At 61.4% G+C, this 26,339-nt stretch carries 27 protein-coding genes and 3 pseudogenes; 13 read left to right on the top strand and 17 right to left on the bottom strand.

Annotated elements, in window-relative coordinates; all coding sequences use genetic code 11:
- Positions 1-126 precede the first annotated feature (126 nt).
- The 7 genes from GD429_RS13885 (at position 127) to GD429_RS13855 (ending at position 7,534) form a co-directional block, all read left to right on the top strand.
- Complete coding sequence (locus GD429_RS13885; RefSeq protein WP_193727108.1) at positions 127-807, top strand: hypothetical protein; 681 nt, start codon at positions 127-129, stop codon at positions 805-807.
- A 77-nt stretch (positions 808-884) separates the two neighbouring features.
- On the top strand, positions 885-1,844 hold the full coding sequence (locus GD429_RS13880; RefSeq protein ID WP_193727107.1) for a T6SS immunity protein Tli4 family protein: 960 nt from the start codon (positions 885-887) through the stop codon (positions 1,842-1,844).
- A 12-nt stretch (positions 1,845-1,856) separates the two neighbouring features.
- Positions 1,857-2,144, top strand: a complete 288-nt coding sequence (locus tag GD429_RS13875; RefSeq protein ID WP_059506574.1) for a PAAR domain-containing protein — start codon at positions 1,857-1,859, stop codon at positions 2,142-2,144.
- Between the two features lie 989 nt (positions 2,145-3,133).
- Positions 3,134-3,559: a MarR family winged helix-turn-helix transcriptional regulator gene (locus GD429_RS13870; protein ID WP_152857432.1), complete on the top strand. Its 426-nt coding sequence runs from the start codon at positions 3,134-3,136 to the stop codon at positions 3,557-3,559.
- 43 nt (positions 3,560-3,602) lie between these two features.
- Positions 3,603-5,285, top strand: coding sequence for an APC family permease (locus GD429_RS13865; protein WP_227791643.1), 1,683 nt, complete (start codon positions 3,603-3,605; stop codon positions 5,283-5,285).
- 31 nt (positions 5,286-5,316) lie between these two features.
- Positions 5,317-7,296, top strand: coding sequence for a chloride channel protein (locus GD429_RS13860; protein WP_152857431.1), 1,980 nt, complete (start codon positions 5,317-5,319; stop codon positions 7,294-7,296).
- Positions 7,280-7,534, top strand: coding sequence for a hypothetical protein (locus GD429_RS13855; RefSeq protein WP_152857430.1), 255 nt, complete (start codon positions 7,280-7,282; stop codon positions 7,532-7,534). The genes GD429_RS13860 and GD429_RS13855 overlap by 17 nt, the downstream gene beginning before the upstream one ends.
- Before the next feature lie 71 nt (positions 7,535-7,605).
- On the opposite strand, the gene pal is transcribed toward GD429_RS13855, so the two are convergent.
- The gene (pal, locus tag GD429_RS13850; RefSeq protein ID WP_152857429.1) at positions 7,606-8,109 is read right to left on the bottom strand and encodes a peptidoglycan-associated lipoprotein Pal; all 504 of its coding nucleotides are present in this window, start codon (positions 8,107-8,109) and stop codon (positions 7,606-7,608) included.
- A gap of 404 nt (positions 8,110-8,513) precedes the next feature.
- Between pal and GD429_RS13845 the strand changes: the two genes are divergently transcribed.
- The 3 genes from GD429_RS13845 to GD429_RS13835 are packed head-to-tail and all read left to right on the top strand — an operon-like array spanning position 8,514 to position 11,540.
- Complete coding sequence (locus tag GD429_RS13845) at positions 8,514-9,701, top strand: MFS transporter (RefSeq protein ID WP_321574596.1); 1,188 nt, start codon at positions 8,514-8,516, stop codon at positions 9,699-9,701.
- A gap of 57 nt (positions 9,702-9,758) precedes the next feature.
- Entirely contained in the window at positions 9,759-11,078 is a 1,320-nt protein-coding gene (locus GD429_RS13840) for a chloride channel protein (protein WP_152857427.1), read from the top strand.
- 57 nt (positions 11,079-11,135) lie between these two features.
- The gene (locus GD429_RS13835; protein WP_321574595.1) at positions 11,136-11,540 is read left to right on the top strand and encodes a BspC domain-containing protein; all 405 of its coding nucleotides are present in this window, start codon (positions 11,136-11,138) and stop codon (positions 11,538-11,540) included.
- 167 nt (positions 11,541-11,707) lie between these two features.
- On the opposite strand, the gene GD429_RS13830 is transcribed toward GD429_RS13835, so the two are convergent.
- The 16 genes and pseudogenes from GD429_RS13830 to atpD all read right to left on the bottom strand — a co-directional run bounded on the left by GD429_RS13830 (position 11,708) and on the right by atpD (position 23,932).
- Positions 11,708-12,100, bottom strand: coding sequence for a hypothetical protein (locus GD429_RS13830; RefSeq protein WP_152857426.1), 393 nt, complete (start codon positions 12,098-12,100; stop codon positions 11,708-11,710).
- Positions 12,101-12,140: 40 nt separating this feature from the next.
- Positions 12,141-12,359 (bottom strand): annotated as a pseudogene (locus GD429_RS42035) (hypothetical protein); the annotation flags it as partial.
- Positions 12,323-12,949: a ubiquinol-cytochrome c reductase iron-sulfur subunit gene (gene petA / locus GD429_RS13825; protein ID WP_152857425.1), complete on the bottom strand. Its 627-nt coding sequence runs from the start codon at positions 12,947-12,949 to the stop codon at positions 12,323-12,325. The pseudogene GD429_RS42035 and the gene petA, both read right to left, overlap by 37 nt.
- A gap of 96 nt (positions 12,950-13,045) precedes the next feature.
- Entirely contained in the window at positions 13,046-13,480 is a 435-nt protein-coding gene (locus GD429_RS13820; protein WP_227791642.1) for a carboxypeptidase regulatory-like domain-containing protein, read from the bottom strand.
- A 49-nt stretch (positions 13,481-13,529) separates the two neighbouring features.
- Complete coding sequence (locus GD429_RS13815) at positions 13,530-14,627, bottom strand: PDZ domain-containing protein (RefSeq protein ID WP_321574597.1); 1,098 nt, start codon at positions 14,625-14,627, stop codon at positions 13,530-13,532.
- An 18-nt stretch (positions 14,628-14,645) separates the two neighbouring features.
- Positions 14,646-14,996, bottom strand: a complete 351-nt coding sequence (locus GD429_RS13810; protein WP_152857424.1) for a hypothetical protein — start codon at positions 14,994-14,996, stop codon at positions 14,646-14,648.
- A gap of 381 nt (positions 14,997-15,377) precedes the next feature.
- Entirely contained in the window at positions 15,378-16,889 is a 1,512-nt protein-coding gene (locus tag GD429_RS13805; RefSeq protein ID WP_227791641.1) for a diguanylate cyclase, read from the bottom strand.
- 448 nt (positions 16,890-17,337) lie between these two features.
- Positions 17,338-18,195, bottom strand: coding sequence for a F0F1 ATP synthase subunit gamma (locus tag GD429_RS13800; protein ID WP_152857423.1), 858 nt, complete (start codon positions 18,193-18,195; stop codon positions 17,338-17,340).
- A 17-nt stretch (positions 18,196-18,212) separates the two neighbouring features.
- Positions 18,213-19,739: pseudogene (locus GD429_RS13795) on the bottom strand (F0F1 ATP synthase subunit alpha); the annotation flags it as partial.
- On the bottom strand, positions 19,717-20,469 hold the full coding sequence (locus GD429_RS13790) for a F0F1 ATP synthase subunit B (RefSeq protein WP_152857421.1): 753 nt from the start codon (positions 20,467-20,469) through the stop codon (positions 19,717-19,719). The pseudogene GD429_RS13795 and the gene GD429_RS13790, both read right to left, overlap by 23 nt.
- Before the next feature lie 9 nt (positions 20,470-20,478).
- Positions 20,479-20,727 (bottom strand): F0F1 ATP synthase subunit C, encoded by a 249-nt coding sequence (locus GD429_RS13785; protein WP_152857420.1) that lies wholly within the window; start codon positions 20,725-20,727, stop codon positions 20,479-20,481.
- Positions 20,724-21,422: a F0F1 ATP synthase subunit A gene (locus tag GD429_RS13780; RefSeq protein ID WP_152857419.1), complete on the bottom strand. Its 699-nt coding sequence runs from the start codon at positions 21,420-21,422 to the stop codon at positions 20,724-20,726. The genes GD429_RS13785 and GD429_RS13780 overlap by 4 nt, the downstream gene beginning before the upstream one ends.
- Positions 21,419-21,703 (bottom strand): ATP synthase subunit I, encoded by a 285-nt coding sequence (locus GD429_RS13775; RefSeq protein ID WP_152857418.1) that lies wholly within the window; start codon positions 21,701-21,703, stop codon positions 21,419-21,421. The genes GD429_RS13780 and GD429_RS13775 overlap by 4 nt, the downstream gene beginning before the upstream one ends.
- A 3-nt stretch (positions 21,704-21,706) precedes the next feature.
- Positions 21,707-21,922 (bottom strand): annotated as a pseudogene (locus GD429_RS42030) (AtpZ/AtpI family protein); the annotation flags it as partial.
- A 118-nt stretch (positions 21,923-22,040) separates the two neighbouring features.
- Positions 22,041-22,505: a F0F1 ATP synthase subunit epsilon gene (locus GD429_RS13765; protein WP_152857417.1), complete on the bottom strand. Its 465-nt coding sequence runs from the start codon at positions 22,503-22,505 to the stop codon at positions 22,041-22,043.
- Positions 22,502-23,932, bottom strand: a complete 1,431-nt coding sequence (atpD, locus tag GD429_RS13760) for a F0F1 ATP synthase subunit beta (protein ID WP_152857416.1) — start codon at positions 23,930-23,932, stop codon at positions 22,502-22,504. Before atpD ends, GD429_RS13765 begins: the two co-directional genes overlap by 4 nt.
- 333 nt (positions 23,933-24,265) lie before the next feature.
- Between atpD and GD429_RS13755 the strand changes: the two genes are divergently transcribed.
- The 3 genes from GD429_RS13755 (at position 24,266) to GD429_RS13745 (ending at position 26,153) form a co-directional block, all read left to right on the top strand.
- Positions 24,266-24,955, top strand: coding sequence for a CBS domain-containing protein (locus GD429_RS13755; RefSeq protein WP_152857415.1), 690 nt, complete (start codon positions 24,266-24,268; stop codon positions 24,953-24,955).
- A gap of 151 nt (positions 24,956-25,106) precedes the next feature.
- Complete coding sequence (locus tag GD429_RS13750) at positions 25,107-25,793, top strand: hypothetical protein (protein WP_152857414.1); 687 nt, start codon at positions 25,107-25,109, stop codon at positions 25,791-25,793.
- Between the two features lie 84 nt (positions 25,794-25,877).
- A complete protein-coding gene (locus GD429_RS13745) occupies positions 25,878-26,153 on the top strand; it encodes a hypothetical protein (RefSeq protein WP_152857413.1) in 276 nt (91 codons plus the stop codon).
- The last annotated feature ends 186 nt before the right edge of the window (positions 26,154-26,339 follow it).

Below are 26,339 nucleotides of genomic sequence, written 5' to 3'. Positions count from 1 at the left end.
TGCGCCAGCGCTCCCACATTAGCGCTTTCTGGCTGTCTGTATAGTAGATCCGCCGTCTCTGTTTCATTGCAACACTCCTCGCTGCTATGCAGCCTCAAGTGTGTTGCATCGACGGGTTGAATCCGCATGAAAAAGCGGCTGGGCAAGGACGCGACCGGCGCCCATGTCCTGGTCGACCATTATCAGGCCACGTTGAAGCAGACGGTCATCCGGCAGAGCCAGTTGAAGAACCAGTACCATGGCAAGACGTATGTGGCGTATGGCAATGGGGGATTGGATACACGATCGCCCGCGTCCGGCACGGCGACCGAGGCCACCAGCAAGGACAAGCCCACCGTCGAACAGGGCGAACCGACGAAGAACCTGTTGGCTTGGGGCAATGCCATCTGGACGGGCGACGTGCCGGCCGATGTGCAGCCTGCCGAGCTCCGCGCCGCCAAGCTGCTGCACGATTCGGGCAAGGGCGAACTCCGCGTGCTGCTACAGCAACGCAACCTGAGTGTCACGTTCACGATGCAGAAGACCAACAAGGTCCCCGACGTGAGCGCCACGACGGAGTGGGATCGCGTGGCGGACAAGACCGGCATCATTCGCGGCGATGGCACCGTGCCGGCGTGGTCGGCGGACGCGCAGGCGCGTGGCCTGAAGCCGGATGTGCCGGGCGATCCGGCCAAGGGCGTGCAGATGGCGTTTGTGCAGGCCGGATATGAGCACATGAAGAGTTACGCGCACCCCTGGACACGCTGGGCGCTTCTCTACAGCGTGGTGCAGATCGTGAAGGATATCGATGTGCCGGGAGGGGCGTGATGGCACGTTTCATTCGCACACTCTTTTTGCTGGCGGGTCTGTGTGCCTGCTCTCTAGCGTTTTCCGTGGAACCGACGATGAACAATCCTTTGCTGTCCAAAGCACGTCCGTGGTGCATCGGCCGACTTGTGTTCGACCGGCCCGTATCGAGCGAGATCTCGAATGAGAATTACAAGTACCGCGGGGAAAAGCTCGTCACGACCCATAATGTGCCGGTGGAAACCTACGACGCCAAGGTCGCGGCGCGGGAGAAGGAACTGCGCACGAAGCAGCGCGTGAATCCCGTCAATCTGGAGGAAAAGACGGGGCATGCGTGGCTGGAGAAGGCGTTTTCTCCAGTGCCGCACTCGCGGGTTTTCATCTTCAACAATGCGGTGGCAAAGGCGGCGACCTTACCGTTCGATACCGAAGGTTATCTGTTCGCGAACCGTACGCTCGTCCATACGACGGGCATGATCGGCGCGGATGTCCTGGAGCGGGCCGAGAGCATCTATAACGACACCTACCGCCGCATCAAGGTGCGCGATAACTGGACCGTGCCGACCGAATCGGGCTTCTGCTTTGATGGCGGCATCGTCACCGGTTCGTCGACCTACACGGAAGAGGTCAGCCAGTCGTTCGCGTTGATGCCGGGCCGGCCAGCGCTGCTGGTGATCAAGTTGCGCGACGCGGTGGATGGGGATCAGGCCCAGCCGCTGACCAGCAGCCTGTCCGCGTTGCGTGCGAAACTCGATCGCATGCCCGGCAGCTATCGTATCCTGCGGCAGGGCAAGCGGACGGTGGCTGGCATGGACGCCGAGGAAGTGCTGTTTGCGCTGAAAGACGGCGATGTCACGGTGTATCGCTTCTACCTGCTCGCGCCGGGGAATCCCGCGACGGTGGCGCAGCCGCATACCTCGGTCGAATTGCTGCTGGGCGCGCCGGCGCGTGATGACCTGCCGCCGGACCAGGCCACCTCGCCGGTCGACGAAGCGGGGGCACTGCAGACGTGGGACACGCTGGTGAACAGCCTGCGCGCGCGACCAGGTGCGGCCTGAGCGGGGTGAACGATGCGCCGCTACGATATTGTGAAAGGCGACCTGACGACGGTCGGCGGGGTCGTGCAGGGCGGCGACGCGCACGACCTGATCGGTGGCCGCGAGCAGGCGTACGAGACCGATCCGGTCTGGTGTCCCGTCTGCAAGACCATGGGACATATCCAGTGCGATGGGTCGCGCGTTTCCACGACGGGTCCCGACGGACGGCAAGCGGCACTGAGCGATGATCTGTGTGTCTGCCTGTGCACGCCGCCGCCGCGCCTGGTGCCGTCGCAGCAAACGTCCTATGTGGATGTGTAGCCCCGCGGTGGTTGGCCGACGCCGAGGGTCGGTGCGGTTCTTTTCAGAGAGGATCACGGAATGATCAGGACGTGGATGGGGATGATTTTACTGCTGGCGAGTGTCGTGGCCCTGTCGGGCTGCCAGTCGCTGTGGGATTGCATGCAGGCACTGGGCGGCGGTTGTCATTGAGGTCGCGCCGGCCCCTGCCTGAAGCAACCCATACAACGGATAGTGCGTGTAGCCAAAACGGAAATTTTCCGAAAGTCATCGCGTAACCCCGCAAGGAAGAGCAGTACAGGTTCGCCGATGGACTGCGGCGAACTCGATGCTCGACGGAGCAACGCATATTCCCTGTCGGGGTCTCTAAGGGGGATTTCGGTTTTCGATAGCGGTCAGCAAGGAAGCTGCCGTGACTCTCGGCGCACCGAGCTAAACTCCCACGCGAGGGTGTGTGTCATCGGGCCTGATCTGCCGGGTGCGCGGACACGAGGTGGCGGAGGAACATCAAGGAATGACACCGCGAGAAAGACACCGGCCGCGGTAGAAGTGCGAAATCCTGAGTCGACTGTTCACCACCGGAATTGATCCCCGGCCAATCTCGAGTGCGCACCCCAGCCGTCGGGGTGATACGTCACGCTGGGGATGTAGACCGGCATGGGAGTTGAATCGGTTACCGCCCGGTGGCGTGCGTTCAGTATTGAACCGGGCGACGCGTGCGGTTGGCTCACATGCAGTATATTTCGCGCCGGGACAACGACGTAGCTGCTTGGTCCCGCATGTGAGCTTATCGAATGACCAGGCTGTACGACGGCCAGGGCGACCAGCAGCGGTATCGAAATGCCGTCCACTTCTCCTCACCGATTCACGTTGATGGGGTCAATCCACGCAGCGACCAGACTAGAGTAGCGATCGATGAAAGCACTTTGCACTACCCGTCACGCGCGCCTATATTTTAGGTCACGTGATGACATGATTCCAGAAAACTCCCAGTGTTCACGGAGTTCGTGATGGCGTCAAGCAATCGAAGGGCCGGCGCAAGCGCCACGAAACATGACCTCGAGCAGCTATCCGAATTTCGCTACCGGCTGCGGCGTTTTCTGCGTTTCTCGGAGGAAATCCTGCGGGCCGAAGGGCTGACGCCGTTGCAATACATGCTGATGCTGCACACCTGTGCGTTTCCGGACCGTTCGTGGGCGACAGTCGGCGAGATTGCCGAGCGGTTGCAGGCGTCCTCGCATGGCACGGTGGCGCTCGTCACACGCTGTGAAGCAGCCGGGCTCGTCCGGCGGCAGACGAGCGAGCAGGATCGAAGGCAAGTGGAAATCCATCTGACGGAAAAAGGGGCGAATTGCTTGCGCAAGGTTGCGGCCTTGCACAAGTCGGAAATTCAGTCGTTCGGCTGGGCTTTCCAGGACGTCACCGATATCAACTGAGCGCGCGTCGGCAACGTGCGCGGATTCGCCGGGACGGCGGTATTTGTCGGTCGTCGCGACAACGGGCAGGGCGGGAGAACGAATACACACGCAGCAGGGGGAGGTCGTTTGCAAGGAGCGGCATATGAGCACGACCTCGAGTCTCGATCTGGAAGGCAAGCTCCGGCGTGACGCCGGAATCATCGGGCTGTTGTTCGCCAGCACGACCAGCATGGTCGGTTCCGGCTGGTTGTTCGGCGCCTATCACGCATCGCGCATCGCCGGCCCGCTGAGCATCGGCAGTTGGGTGATGGGTGCGATCATCATCATGCTGATCGCACTGTGTTTCGCCGAGCTCGCGGCGATGTTTCCGCGCAGCGGGGCGCTGGTGCACATGAGCCATGCGAGTCATGGCGTCGGACTGGGCCGGATCTGGTGCGGCCTCCTGTTTCTTGCGTACGTGCCGGTTCCGGCGGTCGAGGCGGAAGCGATCGTCACGTACGCGAACAACTATCTCCCCTGGTTCATCCAGCCCGGAAGCGCGGGTTTGCTGACGGCCGTCGGCTTCGTCGCATGCGCCGGCCTGCTCGGCGTCATGGCGTTGTTGAACCTGATGGTGATCCGCTGGCTGCTCAGCGTGAACTCGACCATCACGTGGTGGAAGATACTCGTGCCGCTTCTGACGATTGCCGGCTTGCTGGGTGCGAGTACGCACTGGGGCGTCATGCAGGCGGCGCCTGACAGCTACCGCTTGTCCGGCATGTTCACCGCGCTGCCGGCGGCCGGCATCGTCTTCAGCTATCTGGGCTTTCGAACGGCGATCGACCTGGGCGGCGAAAGCGCCAATCCGCATCGAAACATTCCGCTGGCCGTGATCGGCGCGGTCCTTCTGGCGGCCATCATCTACATCCTGCTGCAGGTTGCGTTCATCTACGCGCTTGCGCCGGCCGATCTTGCCGCTGGTTGGAACAACCTCAGCTTCAAGGGCGAAATGGGACCGTTCGCAGGGCTCGCAACGACCCTCGGCATGGGATGGCTGGCCACGCTGCTGTACATCGACGCCTACGTGTCGCCAGGGGGCACTGGCCTGATGTACGTCACCGGCGGCTCGCGCATCCTGTTCGCGGCCGGAGAACTGGACGCGGGCCCACGCATGTTGACGCGGTTGAACACCAACAAGATTCCCTGGGTTGCCGTACTGATCATGTGGGCGGTCGGTGTGCTGTTCCTGATGCCGTTCCCGGCGTGGCAGCAGATGGTGAGCTATATCACGTCGATCACCGTGCTCACGTATGGGCTGGGGCCGATCGCGCTGCTCGTCCTGCGACGTAACGTACCGGAACTGCAGCGGCCGTTCCGCATGAGCGGGGCCGGGTTGATCGCGCCGCTCGCATTCGTGTGCAGCAACCTCGTCATCTACTGGACCGGCTTCAAGACCAACAACTTCCTGTTCTCGCTGGTGGCGATCGGCTTCGTCCTCTACGCGCTTCACCATCACGTCGTGTTGCGCCGTAGTGCACGCGACTTCGGCTGGAAGCACATCGCGTGGTTGCTCCCGTGGTTCGGCGGGCTGTGGCTGTTGTCGTGGATGGGCGGTATCGGCGGCGGCCTGGGCGTCATCGGCTTCGGCTGGGACATTCTGCTGGTCGCCGCCTGGAGCGTGGTGGTGCTCGTGCTGGCCATGCGCAGTGCGCTCGATGCCGGCGAGACGTCGGAGATGATGGGGCGCATGAACGAGACCAGTTGACGGATCGACACACTCGACACAGGCGGGCGTCATGACATCGGGATCGACAGGAGGAGAGGACAGCGCGACCGGCGAACTCGCATCGCTTCGCGTGGAAACCGGTCGCGTCCAGCGTTCGACACAAACGGAAGACGAGGCGTCGCCGATCGACATGTATCGCCTGAGTTGCCTCGGGATCGTGGTCGGCGTCGTCACCGGAATCGGCGCCGTGGCATTTCGCGGCTTGATCGGTTTCGTGCACAACGCGTTTTTCCTCGGCCGGTTTTCGGCCTCGTACAACGCGAGCGAGTTCACGCCCACTTCCGTATGGGGGGCGTTCGTCATACTCGTGCCGGTTGTCGGTGGCCTGGTTGTGACGTGGCTCGTCTGCACCTTTGCGCCGGAAGCGAAGGGGCACGGGGTGCCCGAGGTGATGGACGCGATCTACTTCAAGCGCGGCGTGATTCGACCGGTGGTCGCGATTGTGAAATCGCTGGCGTCCGCGTTCGCAATCGGCACCGGCGCGGCGGTCGGTAGAGAGGGGCCAATCATCCAGATCGGCTCCGCGTTGGGCTCGACGCTGGGACAAGCGGTCAGGATGACCGCCGGCCAGCGCATCACGCTCGTGGCGGCAGGCGCAGGCGCCGGGATCGCCGCGACGTTCAATACGCCGATCGGCGGTGTCCTGTTCGCGACTGAGCTGATGATGCCGGAAATCAGCGTCAACACGTTCCTTCCCGTCGCGCTCGCGACCGGCACGGCCACCTTCGTCGGAAGGTTGTTCTTCGGCAGTGCGCCAGCGTTTCTGGTACCCGCCCAGTTGGGTGCGATTCCCGATCGACCAGGCAGCGTGCTAACGCTCCTGCTGTATGCCGCGCTCGGCATCTTGACGGGCGCGGGTGCGGCGCTACTGACCCACGGACTTCATTTTGCGGAGGATGCCTTCGAGCGCATTCCGGGCCGCTATGCGCGTCACGCGCTGGGGATGTTGCTCGTCGGAGTGACGATCTATCTGTTGATGCGCTTTGCCGGACATTACTACGTCGAAGGGGTGGGATATGCAACGATTCAGGCGCTGCTTTACGGACAGCTCGGCGGCTGCCTGTTCCTGATCGTGCTTGCGCTTTGCAAGACCCTCGCTACATCGATCAGCCTAGGCTCGGGATCTTCAGGTGGTGTCTTTTCGCCGTCACTGTTCATTGGCGCGGCATTGGGTGCGGCGTTCGCCGCATTCGTCCAGGCCGTACTGCCCGCCGCACCCGTCAGTGCACCCGCGTTCGCCATGGTCGGCATGGGGGCGATGGTGGGCGGCGGAACCGGCGCGGCGATGACGGCGGTCGCGATGATCTTCGAGATGACCCGCGATTACGACATCGTGTTGCCCATGATCATTGCTGTTGCGGTCAGTCTTGCGACCCGGCGCCTGCTTTGCCGCGAAAGCATTTATACGCTCAAGCTCGTGCGTCGCGGTCACGTGATTCCGAACGCGTTGCATGCCAACATGTTCCTCGTCCAGAACGCGGCGCAAGTGATGGAGACGGACGTGCTCGTGCAGGACGCCGAGGTGCTGTTCCGCGACATTCTGGGCAATCTGGACGGCCCCCCGTTCCGCCACGTGGTCGTCACGCGATCGGGCCGGATCGAGGGGGTGCTTCGCATCAACACGGGGTTGCGCCGGGCGATCTCGCACGACCATCCGTCGGTGACGCTCGGTGTGCTCGCTCAACGCAATTTCATCGTGGTCGCGCCGGGTGAAGCGGCATTCGATGTGATCAGCAAGTTGCGCCAGAAGCGCGCGACCATGGCGGTGGTCGTCACCCAGCCCGAAGAAGAGGGCGCAATGGAGGTGGTCGGGGTCATTGCCAAGGAACACATCGCAGACGCGGTGGCGAGCAGCATCAGGATCTTTCCCGAGAACCGGCGCGGAACGGAGCGCAGCCTGCGGTCAGGGAAACAGCACGGTGACAGCCACGCGTCGACGCGGGCCGAAGCGCATGCCGGCAAGGAGGGGCAGCATGAAACTCAGCGTTGAGCTGGCCGTTCTGCGCCGGCGCCTTGCGGTGGCCCTGCATCTCGATGACTGGAAGGAAGTGTTGGCCGGCAACCTGCAAGACGTGGCGAGTGACGACCGCGAGTGGGTCATCGTCTACCGAACGGCGAATGGATATTGTTGTCTTTACCGGGGGAAGCCGGTCGAGTTCGATGAACTCTCCGATGTGCAGTCCTGGTCCGCCGAGATGGATGTCCGGACGTACTTCATGGGCTTGTGACCGCGATATCGGTGCCGAACCGTTCTGTCGGTCAATGCGTGGCGCGAGCGGGCTCCCGCCACGCTGGCGCTTCATCGATAAACGATATCCGCGCGACGATTCTGTGCCCACGACGCTTCGTCGTGGCCCAATGCAACCGGCTTCTCCTTGCCGAAGCTGACTGCCTCGATCTGTGCATCGGGTACGCCGAGCGTTTCCAGGGTGCGAAGCACGGCCTGCGACCGGCGCTCGCCCAACGCGAGGTTGTATTCGCTGGTGCCACGTTCGTCGGTATTCCCCTGGATCAGGACATGTCGGCTCGGATGAAGGCGCAGATAGTCGGCATGTGCCTGCAGTGTCGACTGGTATTCAGGCTTCACTTCATAGCTGTCGAAATCGAAATAGATACTGCGCTTCGCGAGCGGGCTGTTGGGGTTGTTCAATTCGTCAGCCATGGTCGACGGCGTTCCGATTGCCTGACCATTTGCGGTTCCCTGATTCATCATGCCAGCAGTGCTGGACGTCTTTGTTGCGGAGTGGCATCCGCCGAAAAGCACAACGGTCAACACTACCGCATATCGCATCAAGCCTTTCATCACGGGTCTCCCGAAGAGGGCGTTCGATCGAACGGAATGGGTCGCAGATCAACGGAACGGATGGCGGCCCCCCTGCTGGAAGCGCAGTGAACGGTGCTGCTCCATTTTGACGGGCGGCGGAGTTTTGTAAATAAATTGAAGGATGAATCGAAGAATTTCTCGGTCACATGAGGGGTGAATACAGCCACCTTAACAAGAGTAGGAGAAATGTCACATCATGACTAGTTGCCATGTTACGATGCGGAAATTCTGCGGAATGTTGAATTCAGATGTGCTCCCTCAGCTCGCGTCACTCGACGTCCGGTCGTCCCGATACGAAAGACCGGGGCGAGCTTCTTGAACCCGGCTCCCCAGCTGGGTTTTTTTTGTCCGTTGTTTGATTTGTTCGGTAAATCGCGTCAACGATGTCCCAGTCGTCCACCGTGTCTTCCCGCATGACTGCGCCCGAATTGCGCGCGACCACGTCGCTCGCGGCGATCTTCGCGCTGCGCATGCTCGGCCTGTTCATGATCATGCCGGTGTTCTCGGTCTACGCGAAAACCATCCCGGGCGGCGATAACGTGCTGCTCGTCGGCATCGCGCTCGGGGCCTACGGCGTCACGCAGTCGCTGTTCTACATCTTCTACGGCTGGGCGTCGGACAAGTTCGGCCGCAAGCCGGTGATCGCCACGGGCCTCGTGATCTTCGCGATCGGCAGCTTCGTCGCCGCGTTCGCGCACGACATCACGTGGATCATCGTCGGCCGCGTGATCCAGGGGATGGGCGCCGTGTCGTCCGCGGTGCTCGCGTTCATCGCCGATCTGACCTCCGAGCAGAACCGCACGAAGGCGATGGCGATGGTCGGCGGCTCGATCGGCGTGTCGTTCGCGGTCGCGATCGTCGGTGCGCCGATCGTGTTCCACTGGGTCGGGATGAGCGGGCTGTTCGCGATCGTCGGCGTACTGTCGATCCTCGCGATCGGCGTCGTGCTGTGGATCGTGCCCGACGCGGCGAAGCCCGTGCACGTGCCGGCACCGTTCGCCGAGGTGCTGCACAACGTCGAGCTGCTGCGCCTGAACTTCGGCGTGCTGGTGCTACACGCGACGCAGACGGCGCTGTTCCTCGTCGTGCCGCGCCTGCTCGTCGACGGCGGCCTGCCGGTCGCCGCGCACTGGAAGGTTTACCTGCCGGTGATGGGGCTCGCGTTCGTGATGATGGTTCCGGCGATCATCGTCGCTGAAAAACGGGGCAAGATGAAGCCGGTGCTGCTCGGCGGCATTCTGGCTATCCTGATCGGTCAATTGCTGCTGGGCAGCGCGCCGCATACCATCCTGATTGTGGCTGCGATTCTGTTCGTCTACTTTCTCGGGTTCAACATCCTGGAAGCGTCGCAGCCGTCGCTCGTGTCGAAGCTCGCGCCGGGTTCGCGCAAGGGCGCGGCCACGGGGGTTTACAACACCACGCAGTCGATCGGGCTCGCGCTCGGCGGCATCGTCGGCGGCTGGCTGCTCAAGCAAGGCGGCCCGAACATGGTGTTTCTGATGTGTGCCGGCATGGTTGCAGTATGGTTGGCGATCGCATTCGGTATGACGCCGCCGCCGCGGCGAACCTGAACGATCCGGACAGCGTTTGAAAATGAACAAGACTGACGAGTGGGTAGGGGGAGACCGATGATCCGCATTTCCGCGCTCGCAGATCGACGCGCGTTGCTGCATGCGCGGCGTCTGTGGCTTCACTATGGCGTGTTCTGGCTGGGTGCGGTGGCTGTCGGCCTCGTCGCGGTGCTTTACGCGAAGCTGATCGATTTCGGCTACGCGGTGTTTCTGGGCTATGCCGCCGAACATGCATGGTTGCCGCTGATCGTCACGCCGCTGATCGGTGCGGTGACGGTCTGGCTGACGCGGAGATTCTTCGATGGTGCGGAGGGGAGCGGCATTCCACAGGTGATTGCCATGCTGCATGCGCCGGGCAACACGGGTGCGCGGCTGCTCAAGATCCGGATCCTGATCGGGAAGATACTCGTCTCGTTCCTGGCCATTCTCGGCGGGTTCACGATCGGCCGCGAAGGCCCGACGATTCACGTCGGGGCCGCACTCATGTTCAACCTGCGGCAGTTTTATCCTCAGCGGTTTCGTGCGATTCGCCCGGGCGTGCTCGAGCACCGGCTGGCCCTCGCGGGCGCGGCGGCAGGCCTTTCCGCCGCGTTCAATGCACCGCTTGCCGGTGTCGTATTTGCGATCGAGGAACTCACGCGCAGTTTCGAACAACGGACGAGTGGCGTGCTGATCACGGCGATCATCTTCGCCGGTATCGTGTCGCTCGGCATTCAGGGTAACTACGTTTATTTCGGCACGATCGACGTAGGGGCGCACCTGCCTCAGTCGCTGGCGCTTGCTGTCGTCCTCATCGGTGTGATCGCGGGCGTCATGGGCGGAATCTTCTGCTGGTTGTTGCTCAACACGCGACGCTGGATGCCGCGGCGGCTTCAGGATTTTCGTGCCGGCCAGCCCGTGCTGTTCGGCGCGGCGTGCGGGCTGGTCGTCGCGGTCGTCGGTGTGGCGACGCACGGCCATACGTTCGGCAGCGGATACACGGAAGCCCGGAGCATGCTCGAAAGCCACACGAACGTGAGCGTGCTGTACCCGGTGTTCAAGATGGTTTCGATGATCGGCTCGTACCTGCCCGGCGCGCCGGGCGGGTTGTTTGCACCGTCGCTCGCGATCGGTGCCGGGATCGGCAACACGCTGCATACCCTGTTCTCGGGCATGCAACTGCAGATGCTGATCGCGCTTGGCATGGTCGGCTATCTTGCTGCGGTCACGCAGAGCCCGATCACTGCGTTCGTGATCGTCATCGAGATGATCAACGGCCACGCACTCGTCATCTCGTTGATGGCCACGGCGCTGATCGCCAGCCGCGTGTCGCGATTCTTTGCTCCGCCGCTGTACGAAGCGTTGTCGACACGCTATTTTCCCGCTGACCACCGATGACCTTCCGGGGCATTGTTCCAGGGCATCGAAGATCATTAACCGCGTTCGTCTCGACTCGTGAAGGGCCTGCTGATTTTTCTTGTCACGTTGCTGCTGCTGTTTGTGTCTGTCGCACGCGTGCGTGCCGAAGATACGATTCCCGAGGATTACCTCTACCTGGCACGTATGAACGTTCGTCCGATCGTCATCCATTGCGTCGCGGAAATCGACCGATGGATTCGAACGTCGGCGAAGTACGACATGTTTCTCGCGCCTGATGTCCGGTTACTGAGAGCCAAGGTTCGTGCTTTTCGCGGGACGGAGGGTCAGTCCAACAGCGAGCCGCTGGTCGATTCAACGGTGACTGTTCGTGCTTCAGCGCGGCTGCGGCCTCGTGGTGCGTGGATCCCCGTGACCGCGAAGTGCAAAGTCTGGCGTGCGCACGTGGTGAGCGTCATGCTGAAACCGTCGGAATTGCAGTGACGCGCTCGTCTATCCTGAACTGCGACCGCTACCCGGGTATTCGCGAGCAGTGATATATCGGTGCCATTGTCCTGCGGGATGACGATGGCGGTCGCGTGTTGTGGTCTGTGCGTTGACGAGTGACCCTCACCAACATCGGCGGATCTGCGCGGCCAGGTTTCGCGTCCTCATGATTGCGGGTCGGCCGGCGTGCCTGCCGCACCATGGATCACGTGGTGATGGAGACAGCCGCGAACCATCGACAAATAGAGTCCGTCGGCATTGCGCAGACGGAAATACTCGACGCGTGAATGATGCCCGTCCGGCACGATACGCAGTCCGACTGGCACACCTCTGAAGAACGATTCGGCGCGCAACGTAATCGTTCCTGCGCGCTCGCCGAGATGCAACTGCCGCGTGCTCTGTTTCCACCGACGAGCGACGCAATCCGCGACTTTTGTCGCAGATATGTTGGACGTTGCGGAGAACACAGGCGACTGTCCCAATACACCCTCGCGACGAGAACACGCGATGAGGAGCAAGCAGATTCCCGCGGCAATTGTCATGTGCCAGATGTTCAACGGTGTCCTCTCGATGCCACGCGGCAAAAGCCGAATCCATCGGCCAAGTTGCGTCACAGTGTGACATAAAAGATGAGTGGCAGCGGTGGATCGATGACTGGAACTCTCGCATGGCAGGAAGAGCTAGACGCTTTAGGCGTACCTGATGGGAAATGCGCCACCCTTGCGCTTCAACCGTGGGCGTTGAGCGCGGGAATGGACAATTCCGCGGGTTTGTCGACGCTATGCTGCGCAATGTTCGTCCTGACCGATCAGCAATTCGGTTGGTGACAGGAACATGTAGCGAGGAACGTCGAGGTTCTGCGGGGCCGGCTTGTCGCGGAATACACGTCCGGCCAGATCGTAGGTTGACCCGTGGCATGGACACAGGAAACCGCCTGGCCAGTTGTCCGGCAGGTTCGGCTGGGGCCCGGATTGAAACCTGGGGGTCGGTGTACAACCGAGATGCGTGCAAACGCCGACCACGACGAGAATGTTCCGGTGGTCGGGCCGCGAGCGAAACGGGTTTTTGCAATAGTTCGGCAGAGGCATCGAGAACGCGTGAAGCGAGTCGGGATCAGCGACCAGCGGGGTCGCCTTGATGACGCTTGCGAGCATGGCCGGCGATCGGTCGACGATGAACACCGGTTTGCCTCTCCATGCAGCCGTCAACAGCCCGCCCTCTGACAACTGACTGATGTCGACCTTGACCGGGGCGCCTGCGGCGAGTGCGCTGGCGGGCGGCGTCAGCGAATCCACGAAGGGAATAGCCGCTGCTACTGAGCCGACGCCGCTCGCGACGGTTGTCGCGATGAGCCAACGACGGCGATTGACATCGGGTCCCGTAGACTCGATCGGCTTCTCGTTCATGCCAACTCCTTCGAGACAAAAGGCGCTCGTGCGGTCACGGCTGCTGCCGTTCCTGAAACGGTCGCCGAACGGGGTAGCCCGGCGCCTCGTGCCGATTCACATCGTCCAGACGAACACCGCATGGGAATGCGACGACGCCTGTATTGCGACGCTCCGACGCATGACTTTTCCGTGATATGTGGCCGTTACGGCATAGTGCCGGGCCGGCATCGATACGAGCAGAAAAGGTCCGGCAGTCACCGTCGAGAGCACGGTCTTGCCATGTGCGTCGACGATCTGCACTGGGATATCTGCCAAATATTCGTTCCCGCTGCTCGTGTGTCCCGCGAACTCAAGCGCGAGCGAATATTTGGCCATCTCCTGTTTGATCGCGGCCGATTGATCGCTCCCGATTCCGCCGGACAGGTAAGTAACCTGGCCTGAATGCTCGAGTGACGGAAGCGACGTCAGCTCTGCGGCCAACCCGCTTCGGGCGAACACGGCAATCGCTGCTGTCGCGACGCCGAGCGCCATTCTGGATGAGGACTTCATGATTGCCTCCTGCTGTGCTCCGTGTCGACGTGTTTGCTCCGAAACGTCTTCAGCTCACCTCCATGGTGACGAACATTCGCGAGCCGCTCCGGTCGACCAGGAGCGCTACGTTATGAGCGGAACGCGCGATATTCTTAAAGAACTGAGCCGTGCTCGTCACCGGGGTGCTGTTGATCCGCAGAATGATGTCGCCCGGTTCGATTCCTGCTAGCGCAGCCGGCCCGCTACTTTGCTCGACGCGTACGCCACCCTGAACTCCGGCGGCCCGTTCTTCGTCACCCGTCAGATTGCGTACCCCAAGTCCGTATGCGCCGGAGGACGCGCGATTCATCGTGTTGACGGGAAGGTCGTGGGAGTCCATCGACGACAGAACCACTGTCGCGTGATGGACAGCGTGATTTCGCCAGTAGCCGAGATCGATCGTGGCGCCAGGGCTCAGATCGGCCACAGTCGCCGGTAAATGTGTCGAATCCGAAACTGCCGTGCCGTTGATCCCAACGATGACGTCGCCTGCCCGCAAGCCTGCCTTTGCTGCAGGACCACCCGAGTCGATCGACGCGACGAGCGCGCCATTCGGCCGCGCCATCCCGAACGATCGGGCGAGCGGATCCGTCACTTCTTGCACTGCGACACCGATGCGCCCATGGGTGGCCTTGCCGTGCAACTTCAGCTGGCGCTCAACCTTCATGGCTTCGTCGATCGGCATCGCGAAGGCCAGACCCTGGTACGCGTGGCCGTCGTCCGGAAGCGGCATTTCGATACCGACGACTTCGCCCTTGAGATTCAGGAGCGGACTACCGCCATCGCCGGCGTTCTCGGTTAGATCGGTATGGATCAATGGAGCGTACGATTGGTCAGGAAGCAGACGGGAGGTATTGCTTACGATGCCCTTCACGATCGAGTTTCCGAGTCCGTATGGGGAACCCATCGATGCGACCCATTCGCCGGCTTTGAGCGCTGAGGGCGATCCGATTCTGGCAACCGGCAGCCCTTTCGCGCGAATTTGAAGCAGCGCGAGGCCGCTTGCCGGGTCGCTTCCGATTACTCTGGCGGGATACGTTTTCCCGTCAGAGAGGGTGATGGTAATTCTCGAGGCGCCGGCAATGTCGCTGGCATCTGTGAGGATGTCGCCGTCCGGCGAGAGGATGAAGCCGCTGGCGTGTTGTCATGTGAGGGCACCGCGATCGGCGCCAGGTGCGGGAGAGAATTTCCTGAAGAAGCGAAGGAACGGATCGTTTGCGGTGCCTGGCGGAGGCCATAGCTGCTGCACACTCGATGTCTTGTCAAATTGAGACACGTTGACTGCTACGACAGCGGGCCCGTCTACCCTCGCCATGTTCTCGAAGTCGGACACGATTCCCGGATAGGCCCCCATGCCAGACGTTGCCGGTAGAACGCCTTGCGGAGCAAGCGTCGCCGGCGCCGCGGCAAGTGATGTCTTCGACATGCAACTTGCCGACAACGCTGCAATTGCGACACTGGCGACCGCGATACGCTTGAATCCGATGCTTGCCATGACCACGCTCCTGTCGCGCAGAGGCAAACGTACCGGGCAAAAAACACGGCTACGGCGCTTCCATGCCGCGACGCTTTTACCGTAGGTCGCGAGAATTAAATTGCGCTTAAAAGACGGGATCAGGGCGTCCCGTCGCCACAGTGGATCGACGAATATCCATGCATCCAGCGCAGTGCGTCGAGCGTGATGGTGTCGTCGGGCAGGCCCATCGAGGGTGACGACAGGATGTTCTGCATACCTTTCGCTCTACGTGTCGCGACCTGACGACGGGCGTTGAAAGGGCCGTGATCGACGCTTCGCAGTATTGCAAGCCGCGGGGGAGACGGACGGGATGGCTCGAACCGATGTGGTGCGGTACGTGACGAACCACCACGTCGCCCTCTATTCGTTGAAGACGACGGTCCGGTTACGGCCCCGGGCTTTGGCACGGTAGACGGCAGAATCGGCAGCGTGAAGCAATGCCGCGAGGTCATCGCCCCGGTCCGGCCGCCACGTCACGATGCCGATACTGACAGTCACGCAACCCGATTCGTTGAGCGCGTGTGCAAGGTTCCGATTCTCGATTTCAGTTCGAATCCGTTCGGCCACGTCGTACGCGTGCCGCTCGGTTGCATTTGGAAGCACGACCACAAATTCCTCGCCGCCGTATCGACACGCATGGTCGCCGGGTTGTCGAAGGTTCTCGACAATGCATCGCGCCACGGCTGCAAGTGCCGCGTCACCTGCCACGTGGCCATACGTGTCGTTGTAACCCTTGAATCTGTCCAGGTCGATGAACAGCAACGAAATCGGAGTTCGCGCGTGGATTGCCTCATGACATTCGGCCTTGAGGATCCTGTCCAGCAGCCTGCGATTGTTCAGCCCGGTCAGCGCGTCGGTTTCTGCCAGCAATTGCAGCTCGGCTTCGATCTGCGCCCGTCGTCGTAGTTGTCCGCCAAGAAGATAAGACAAGACGACAATCAGTGCGCCGAGCGACAACACCAGTGCCCCGATGGTTGCCGCACGCTTACCCCAGGGGCGGTAGATGTCGTCATGGGCGGCAGCCACCATGATGATCCACGGCAGGCGCCCCATTTGGGCGAACCAGTAAAGGCGACGTACCCCATCAAGACTTGCCGTCTCGCTGAACGATCCTTCAGCCGAGGCCATGAAGCGCTTGAAGGTGGAGGCGCCACTGATATTTTTTCCGATGACACTCGCCTGGTATGGCACGCGCATCACCATCATCCCGTCTTTTCCGATAAGCGACGCTGATCCGCCTGGACCGAGAGAAAGCACCGACAGCAGCTGACGGAAATAGTCGAGACTGATGATCATGACGACGACGCCGCCAAATTTGCCGACTGGCGCGGGGATTCGCAAGCTCAAAGCGACACATAAATCGCCGCGCCGCGCCCTGGAGTGAAAAGGTGGGCTGAGAAAAAAACCCAGTGTGGGGTGATCACGCTGTGCCGTGAAGTAGATTTGATCGGACAAATTTCTTGTGTGGGGTGTCGCGTCTTCGGAATCAAGTATCACGCGTCCCGTCGGGTCGATGGCAAGGATGGAGCCCAGCGTATTCGAGTTCGCCAGACCATCGAGCAAGAACTGGCGGCGAAGCGTCGGTGGCATCTGCATGATTCGGGCATTTCCCAGCCTGCCAGCGAGCGTTTGCAACGAACTCTCGTACAGTTCAAAGTTTCGCTCGATGTCCCGCTGTGCAATGAGCGCGATATTTCTGAGGTTCTCGCGGGTATACGTGGTGGCGTCGCGCCGACTCTGATACAACGAGAGCGCACATATTGCTGTCATGAGCATCGCGATGAGCAGGCCGACATAGGGCACGCAACTGGACAACCGTACGACCTTTGTGCGCCACGGCCGGTGGCCAAGCATATTTTTTCGCTTAAGCATCGAATATTTGTCGCGTCACACGCCATTCAGGAGAAAAATATCCTGAATCGGATGCGGCCGCTTTGTTGGTTCGTTTGCAAAAATCCCCGTATGCCTAGCTAAGGTAGTCGATTGAGCGGAAACGTAAAGGTCTCGATGTTGGAAGGGGGCCGCATCGCTGGTGCGATCCCTTGGCGGGATGCTGGCGATGATACGTCCGGTGGCAAATCAGTGTTTCGTACTCGCGACTCGCTCGCCGATACCTGACAAGGGCATCGGACATCATGTGCGGCAATGGTGTCGAAGGATCGTATGACATGACCGTGAGACCGGGCGATAGGGCGAATCCCGATCGTGGCCGTGGCAATAAAGTCGTTGTTTTTCAGCGCTGACATATGACACGGTGCGCCGACCGTTTCTTCGGCGGCCGACGGTGATCTCAAGCAATCAATCGCAATCCGTTAGTGAATCATGAGGCGAAGCCTCCGTCGACGGTTGATAGTTCAACGATTTCGGCAGTGATTTGCTCCTGTCTCAAGCGGTGATAGTCGCGGTTCAGGCGCTGTGCGGTGTCATCGATATTGCGTTTCGCCGCGATCATCGCGCGCATGCGCGCTTCGTTTTCCGCGGCGAACGACAGGATAATGGCCTCGCAAATCTGCGTGTACACGTATTCCTCGGCCAGTCTCTCCTGCAATTGCTGCACCGGGAGCGAGACGACCGGCGGAAAGGGGCGTGTGACCGGTTTGAAACGCCGGAAATCGAAGGGCAGCAGCGATGTCGTCAGGATGGCCGCTTCGCTGATCGCTTGCGGTACACCGTGCACGAGCGTTACATGCGATGCGTTGCCGTGACGCAGGCGACGATACAGCGCATTGATGATCTTCGCTGCGAGATCAGACACGGCATCGGCGTGAACGATCATTGCCGATGACCAGGCCACCGGGAGACCGAATTCGTCGGCCGTACTTCGCGCGCGATCGCCCACGACGAAATACTCGATGGCTCCGGTTGCCGGCCGGCGGATTGCCTCAAGCACACGTTGATTGTAGGTTCCGACGAAGCCGTGTTCCGCGCCGATAACGATATAGACATGGGTGTCGTCTGGAAGCGGCGACCTCGGACTCTCGGGTGACTGTAGTAGGGCAATGCTCATCGCGTCAGCGATCGCAAGGCCAATCAGATCGGCGCATGCCCGGATTCCCGGCAGGCGTGCGAGTGCTTCTCGCGTTCGTGTCGCCGCGATGCCGCGCATTGCGCTCACCACGGATTCCAGTTCGCGGACCGTACCCAGTCGGTTCTGAACGTCGCCAAGCCGATTGCTCATCGGTCGCTCCGGATTTCCGCGGATTGCGGTATGAGATCGCGGACGATGCGGATGAGCTCGGCGCGATCATCGGATGACACGTTGTCGCCGGCAATGAGCATGGGACCGAGCTTTGTCGCGATGCCGGTCGAATCGAGGCGGGCGGGAAGAGCGACTCGCACCGCCGCGATCGCCGACGGTGCGCATGCATCGAATACGCCGTCGGCCAGCGCAAACAGCAATGCGATCTCACCTACCGGGCGTAGCGGCGCGAATCGCGGTTGCGCAATCAATGCGCGAATGCGTTCCCCACGAGCGATTTGCGCCTTGATTCTCGTATCGCTGAGCCCGCCGAAGCGCGTGAACATCTCGAGCTCGAGAAATTGTGCGTAATCGAGTCGCAACCTTCCAGAGGCGGCTCTCAGTGCCGGAAGCTGGGCCTTGCCGCCGACTCGGCTGATGCTAAGCCCGACATCGATCGCGGGACGCTGGTTGGCCGCGAACAGGTGGGAGTCGAGAACGATCTGCCCATCGGTAATCGAGATCAGATTGGTTGGAATGTACGCCGCGAGATTCCCGGCATCGGTTTCCGCAATGGGCAGCGCGGTCAACGAGCCGCCTCCACGCTCCGCGGAAAGCTTGGCTGCCCGCTCAAGCAGGCGGGCATGCAGGTAGAAGATATCGCCAGGATAGGCCTCTCGCCCGGGCGGATCTCGTGCCAGCAGCGCCAGCTCACGATGCGTTGCGGCGTGCTTGGTCAGATCGTCGATGACCACGAGTGCGTGCTGACCCCGGTCGCGGAAGTATTCCGCAATGCTGAACGCGGCGAACGGGGCGATCCATTGCAGACCGGGCGGATCGGCCGCCGATGCGACGACGAAGATACAGCGTTCCGGTGCGCCGTTACGTCGAACCGCATCGATTACGCGTTCGACTGCGGTGGCCCGCTGGCCAATCGCCACGTACACGCAGATCACGTCGGAATGCTTCTGGTTGACGATTGCGTCGACCGCGATGGACGTCTTGCCCGTTGCCCGATCGCCGATGATCAGCTCGCGCTGTCCGCGGCCGATCGCGAAAAGCGCGTCGATCAAGAGGATGCCTGTTTCGACTGGTTGAGAGACCGCTGCGCGTTCGATGATCGACGGCGCGGCGCGTTCGATCGGAAGGGACGACGAACATTTCGGCGGTTGGCCGCGATCGAGTGGCCTCCCTAGCGGATCGACGACGCGCCCGAATAGGTTCGAGCCCACCGGCACTTCGACGACGCGGCCGGTACCCGAGACGCGCGTGCCGGCCGCAATGCCGCTTTCGGTGTCGAGCAACACGCAACTGAGCGTGTCGACGTCCAGATTCAGCGCGAAGCCGAACTGTCCTCCGTCAAATTGCAGCAACTCGTTCAGGCGAACATACGGAAGGCCGCTCACCCGTGCAATGCCGTCAGCGATGTGCTCGACGCGCCCGACCGATTCCGCCTGCGGTGCGAGATTCAGCGCCGCCAGCACGGTTCTGCCGTGCGCCAGCCACGCATCGGCGGTGCCTTCACGCGTTTCGTTCGTCGCCATGGGAAATGAGGTCGCTTTTCAGGGATTCCAGACTATGTCGAAAGCTGTTTCGCACGATGACGTGGGGCGCGACGAGTTCGAGCCCTGCGATCAAAGTCGGATCGACGTCAGCCTGTATCGGCGTGTCGTAACCCAACGCCGTTGCGAGCATCGAGCGACAGCGAGCCAACTCGTCGTCCCGCAACGTACGCGGGGCAATCAGGCGCGGCATTTCACCGTCGCGGCCGAGGCGTGCGCGGTCCTCCGCAGGCAGTGCCCTGACCGCTTCGGCGAGTGGCTCGATGAATCCTTCCACCAGCGTGCTTGCAGGGAGTGTCGTGAGCAATCGGGCCGCGATGTCGATCGCAAACTGGCTGGCCCGTGCCGCGTTGTCACGCCGCGCGTCCTTCTTCATCGCTTCGACTTCAGCCTCGGCGGCTTTTCTCAGCGCATCGGCCTCGGCACGTGCGTCGGCGAGCAGCGATGCCTTAAGGTGCTCGACCTCGACTGTGGCCGCACTCGATCGTTTCAGGCGAGTTGCCTCTTGCTCGGCAACATCTCTCGCCGCCTTGTCGCGATCCTGCTGCGCCGCGTCGCGGGCGGCCGATGCGTCCTGCAGAAGACGCGCAGCGGCTTGCTGACGATCCGCCATGATCTTGGCAACCGGCTTGAACAGAAAGCGCGACAGCAGCCAAATCAGGACGAGGACGTTGATCGTCTGGAAGCCGAGTGTCCACCAGTCGATTCGCATGGCCAATGCTTACTTGGTAAACGGATTGGCAAACAGAACGAGCAGGGCGACCACGAGACAGTAGATCGCCATGGTTTCGATCATCGCCAGACCGACAAACAACGTTCGTGAAATCGTGCCAGCCGATTCAGGCTGGCGTGCCAAAGCATCCATCGCGGCGGCCACGGCGCGGCCCTCAGCCAGTGCCGGGCCGATTGCGCCGAATGAAACAGCAATGGCTGCGGCGACGATGCTTGCGATTTGAATCCAGTTGTTCATGATGCTCCTTGCGGTGGATGCGACGCGGGCGCGCCTTCGCTGCCGAGCGCGGCGCCGATGAAGACTGCCGCGAGTATCGTGAAAATGTATGCCTGAACCGCACCTGTCAGCAGGTCAAGCGCCATGAGCGGAATCGGAACCAGCAGGCCCGCGAGCGACAGTACAATGCCAATCACGAACACGCCGCTCATGACGTTGCCGAACAAGCGCACGATCAGCGAAAAGGTACGGGTTATCTGCTCGACCAGATTGAGCGGAATCATGATCCAGGTCGGTTGTGCAAAAGAGGCGAGATAGCGGGCGATACCGCGTTCGCGGATGCCGTAGAACACCGTCGACACGAAGACGACACCGGCAAGGGCTGCGTCGGTTTCAAGATGGGCGGTAGGGGGTTCGACACCCGGGATCACGCCGGACCAGTTGCAAGTCAGGATGAACAGGAACAACGTCCCGATCAACGTCCGGCAACGCGCAGGTTCAACTTGCATCGTGTCCCGCAACTGGTTGTCGAGCGTCGAGACGAACAACTCGGCGGCGGTCTGGAGTTTGCCCGGGGTCAGCGACAGCCGCCGTCGCATCGCTACCGCGGCGACGGCAATGAGCGCCATCAGCGCCCAGGTGGTCGCCACCGGCGTAGAGACAGGCACCCCCCCGATGCGAAACAGCGGTTCGGTCATGAGCGGTGAATGCATCATGACGAACCTCCCGGCAGCCGGATCATCACGCGGCGAGCGAGCATGATGCCGGCGAGGCCGCACAGCAACGCGATGTATCCAATTTGCGCCAGTCCAAATAGCACCAGGACGATCATGCCGAAACGAACGAGATGCACGATGATGGCGATGCTGATGGCATCCCGTACGTACCAGCGCACGTTGGCGAGCAGCGACGCAAAATAGGCAAGGCCGACGGCCCCACCGGTTAAGCCGCCTGCGGCAGTCTGGACAGGAACCGACAACGTCTGGATTTGCATCATGTTTCAGCTCCCTGGACCTTGGCGATGCATCCAGCGCCATGCGGACCACAGGCCGAACGCCGCACCCAGCATCAGTAGTGGCGCGGAGAAGAACACGCCGGTTTGAAAATGCCGGTCGAGCCAATGGCCCAGCCATAACGCCAGCAAGGCCGGAATCACGATAATCCAGCCGAGCATTCCGATCTGCCCGAGTCTGGAGCCCAGTGTCGGCTCCGGCACGTCACGTGCCTGCCTGTCTCGCTGAACGGCGCGTTGCGCGGTCTGTTCAAGTACCGGCGCGTCGGGCTCCTGAGTTTTCGCCTCCGGACCGGGCCGAGCAGGCGACTCTTTTCCGGGATTACCGCTCATGGCCGGCGCCCTCGTTTGTACCGTCCGCGCGTACGGCTGCGCCCGGTGTGCCGGGACGCAGATACTTCAGTATCTGCCGAATGGCTTGGGCATTGAGGCGCGTTTGTTCGACTCGCACTCTACGCGTCGCATCGAGACGTGATTCGCGGCTTTCCCGTACGCGGGCTTCCAGTGTCTGAAGCGCATCGCCGAGTTCTCCGTCACGGCACTCGATACTGATGTCTTTTCCGTCGATGACCCGTAAAACTCCACCGCTCACTGCACAAAACCGGCGTGTGCCGTCTGCAGTGCGCCAACGCATGACACAGGGTGACAGCACGGTCAGAAAATCCGTATGCCCGGGCAGAACACCGAAACTGCCGGTGGCGTCGTCCGCACGGAAGGCGACGACGTCAGGTGTATCGACCAGCATCCCTGCGGGCGTCGCGATGGTCATGTGAAGCGCCGTGCTCATGACGTTTCCCGCTCCCGCTCGCGTGCTTCGTCCAGCGCTCCGACCATGTATAGCGATTGTTCCCGCCACGCGTCGCATTCGCCGTCCAGAATCGCGCGGCATCCTGCAATGGTGTCGTCGGCCGTGACGGAGCGGCCCGGCACACCCGTGAACGCTTCGGTGACGGCGAACGGCTGGGTCAAAAATCGCTGCAGACGGCGGGCCCGGCCGACGATCCGGCGGTCGTCCGCTCCCAGTTCCTCGATGCCGAGCAGCGAAATGACGTCCTGCAACTCGCGGTAGTGCTCGATCGTGCGCCGCACGTCGGTTGCGACCTGGACGTGTTCGGCTCCGACCACCAGCGGATCGAGCAGAATCGACGACGATGCGATCGGATCGATCGCCGGATACATGCCTTCGGCGGCCATTGTGCGCGACAGAACGACCATGCTGTCGACGTGCGCGGCGATAGTCGTGACAGCGGGGTCCGTGAAATCGTCCGCCGGAACGTACACGGCCTCGATCGCCGTGATCGAGACCCCGCCAACGGAAACGATGCGCTCCTGCAACGCCGCGACTTCGCTCGCCAACGTCGGCTGATAGCCGACGCGTGACGGGAGTCGCCCGAGCAAACCCGATACTTCGGCGCCGGCCTGGACGAAGCGGAATACGTTGTCCATCAGGAGCAGCACGTTCTGGTGCTGTTCGTCGCGAAAATATTCTGCAACGGTCAAGGCGGTTAGGGGAACACGCCAGCGCGCCCCTGGGGGTTCGTTCATCTGACCGTACACGAGCACGGTCTTTGGCAGCACGCCGGAATGCTGCATGTCCACCAGCAGTTCATGGCCTTCTCGCGAACGTTCCCCGACACCGGCGAACACGGAAATTCCCTTGTAGCGTTCGACCATCGCATGAATCAACTCCATGACGAGAACGGTCTTGCCCACGCCGGCGCCGCCGAACATCGCCGCCTTGCCACCCCGGGCGAGCGGGGCGAGGAGATCGACGACCTTGATGCCAGTCGCGAATATGCCGGTTGCACTATCCTGCTCAGACAATGCCGGCGGTGGCTGGTGGATGGGGCGGCGTTGAACATCGAGAGGAAGCGGCTCGCCCATGTCGCCAGGCGTACCCATCACGTCGATCAGGCGTCCAAGCACAGCGTTGCCGACCGGAATTGCGATGGGCTGACAGGAAGCTTTCGCCGCCGCCCCTCTCGGCAACCCGCTGGTCGATTGCATGGCCAGTGCTCGAACGGTCCGCTCATCGAGGTGGGCTTGTACCTCGGCAATGATTGAGTTGCGGGCATCGACTTCGATCGAAACTGAAGTGTCCACCGGCGGCAGCATGCCGGTCGGGAACGTGATATCGACGACTGCGCCACGGACTGCCACAACGCGTCCTGGAATCTTCGGGAGGGAGGCGTTGTCGGTCGATGCGGTGTTCATCAGTTCTGTTCGCTGTTGGAGTTGATGTCCGTGTGCCGCTGAGTGCTGTACTGATTTGTGTCTCGGGCATAAGGTACTAGCCAATATTTACTGCGATGCAAACTGTCGACGATTGATCGTGATCAAAGGGCACATCGACAGGCGGGGCGGCCAAGGCAGCTTGGCTATGTGCGCAGCCAAGCCGAAACGTCTGGAATATTCGGCATGGCGAGCTACGGCTACGGCATTGACTCATATCAACGAACCGATGCGCAGGTCACCTAACCTCGATATCGGGTATGCAGGAAGCGCCGTGCAGGGCGCTTGCCTGACGCGGATTCGAGGAGACTGACAATGCACGCAATAGATGTCATGACACCCGCAGTGATTTCCGTAAAGCCGGACATGACCGTACAGCAAACAGCAGCGCTGCTCGTCGAGCACGGCATAAGCGGAGCGCCCGTGATCGACGAGAATGGACGTCTGATCGGGATGATTAGCGAGTCGGATCTGGTGCGGCGCGTCGAGATCGACACCGACAGGCCGCACCGCGCCTGGTGGCTGGAGTTGCTGACAGCCCGCCGCGACGACGCTGCGGATTATGTGAAAACGCACGCGCATCTCGTGAAGGACGTCATGACCAAGCACGTCGTGACCGTCGAGGAGATGACGCCCATCGACGAGCTGGCTCACCTTCTTGAGAAGGCACACGTCAGGCGCGTCCCCGTCGTCCGCGGCAATGAGGTTGTCGGGATCGTAAGCCGGGCCAATCTCGTTCAGGCGCTCGCAATTTCGCCATCAACGCCCAACCTGCAGCAAGTCCTAAGTGACCGCGAGATTCGAGGCATGCTGTTGGCCGAAATCGCAGGTCATAAATGGAGCTTTCCCGGTCGAAACGTGATCGTCAAGAACGGGATTGTGCATCTTTGGGGTTACTACGCATGGGCGCCGAACGAGGTGCAAGCGATGCGCGTCGCGGCCGAGGGTATTCCGGGTGTCAAGGGTGTTGAAGATCACACGGGTGTATCGCATTCAGGCGTGTAGAACGTCATGTCCGTGACGGCACGGCGCTGGACATTCTGGACGAGCGCTATGCATGCCGCGACATCGATGCAAGCGAGTACAAGAAGCGGCACGCCGACCGGAAGCATTGGAGTTCCTGCGCGCGGAACCAGTCCCTGCGTGGAAGGAGGACATGATGTCCCGTAATTTTCGAATTCGTGTGTTCGCCGTGACCGCGGCGATGACGTTGCTCGGCGTCACCATGCCAGTGTCGGCGCAGCGCTATTCGGGTGGCTCAGACGCGTGGGGCATGATGGGCGGCTACGGCATGGGACCGGGCATGATGGGCGGTTTCTCCATCGGCCCGGGCGGCGGTGGTTGGGGGCGAGACTCAATGACATACGACCAGGTTCAGGCTTTCATCCGCGACGGCGATCGTCAAGGCAGGGTCGATATCAAAACGAATACAGTCACTTTCGATGCACCGGACGTCACGATCGACATGATCGCCGTTCAACCAGGACATGATGACCAGACATTCGAAGTTCGCGGCTTGACGAATCCCACGCTGATCGTGCCCGCCAAGGCAGTGGTTCACCTCAATCTGGTGAACATGGATTTCGGAGCTAACATGGAACACGGCTTGATCCTGACGCCGGAGCCGCCGCCCTATCCGTACATGGCGATGATGGCAACCGGCCCGGGGCTCGCTCGGATCATGCCGTTACTGCCGTGGCGCAGCAAGAAGACTCTGAAGCAGGCTACTTACGCAAAGCTGTCGACAACGTTTGTCGCAGATGAAGTCGGCACATATTGGTATGTGTGCCCGACGCCGCAGCACGCCAAGGAAGGCATGTTCGGAAAGTTTGTCGTGCGCTGAGCGCTTGGGATATACCCACATCCGCCGATTGAAGCTTACCCAGGAGCGACGCTTCAGCACTACCGATGAGAACGGGAGGAAGACATGGCAAAAACTCTACTCACCGCCGAACAAATCCGGGACGAGGTGTACAAGCGCGTCCGTGACGGCAGCGGGAACGATCCGATGCAGGTATCCATCCCGCTGCCAAAGCCTCACCCCTCGGACGCCGAAGAACGCAACTGGGATATGGAGACAGTCGGCCAGCCGGGTCACGACGCCTATGTCCGCCGCGTGATTGAAGATGCGAGACGTGAGTTCCTGCTGTCCGATGAGGCAGAACGTGACGAAGCGTTTGGCGATTCGATCGCGCATCCTTGAGGTGCCTCATGTCCTCGGGGAACTCAATGGTTGATCTTACGCGGCCGCGACCAGCTTGGTGTTTGGCAGTGTGTCACGAACTGTTCGTCGGCCTTGTGCCTGTACCGGCGGCAATCGTTCCGTGAGGGCGGGGCGCCGACCGTCGTCTGACGCTCAGGCTTCGTGTGGCGCTCGCACATGCCCCGG

Source organism: Burkholderia sp. BE17 (assembly GCF_009362305.1).
Lineage (GTDB): Bacteria > Pseudomonadota > Gammaproteobacteria > Burkholderiales > Burkholderiaceae > Burkholderia > Burkholderia pyrrocinia_C.
This window is presented reverse-complemented; position numbering and strand designations above follow the sequence as displayed.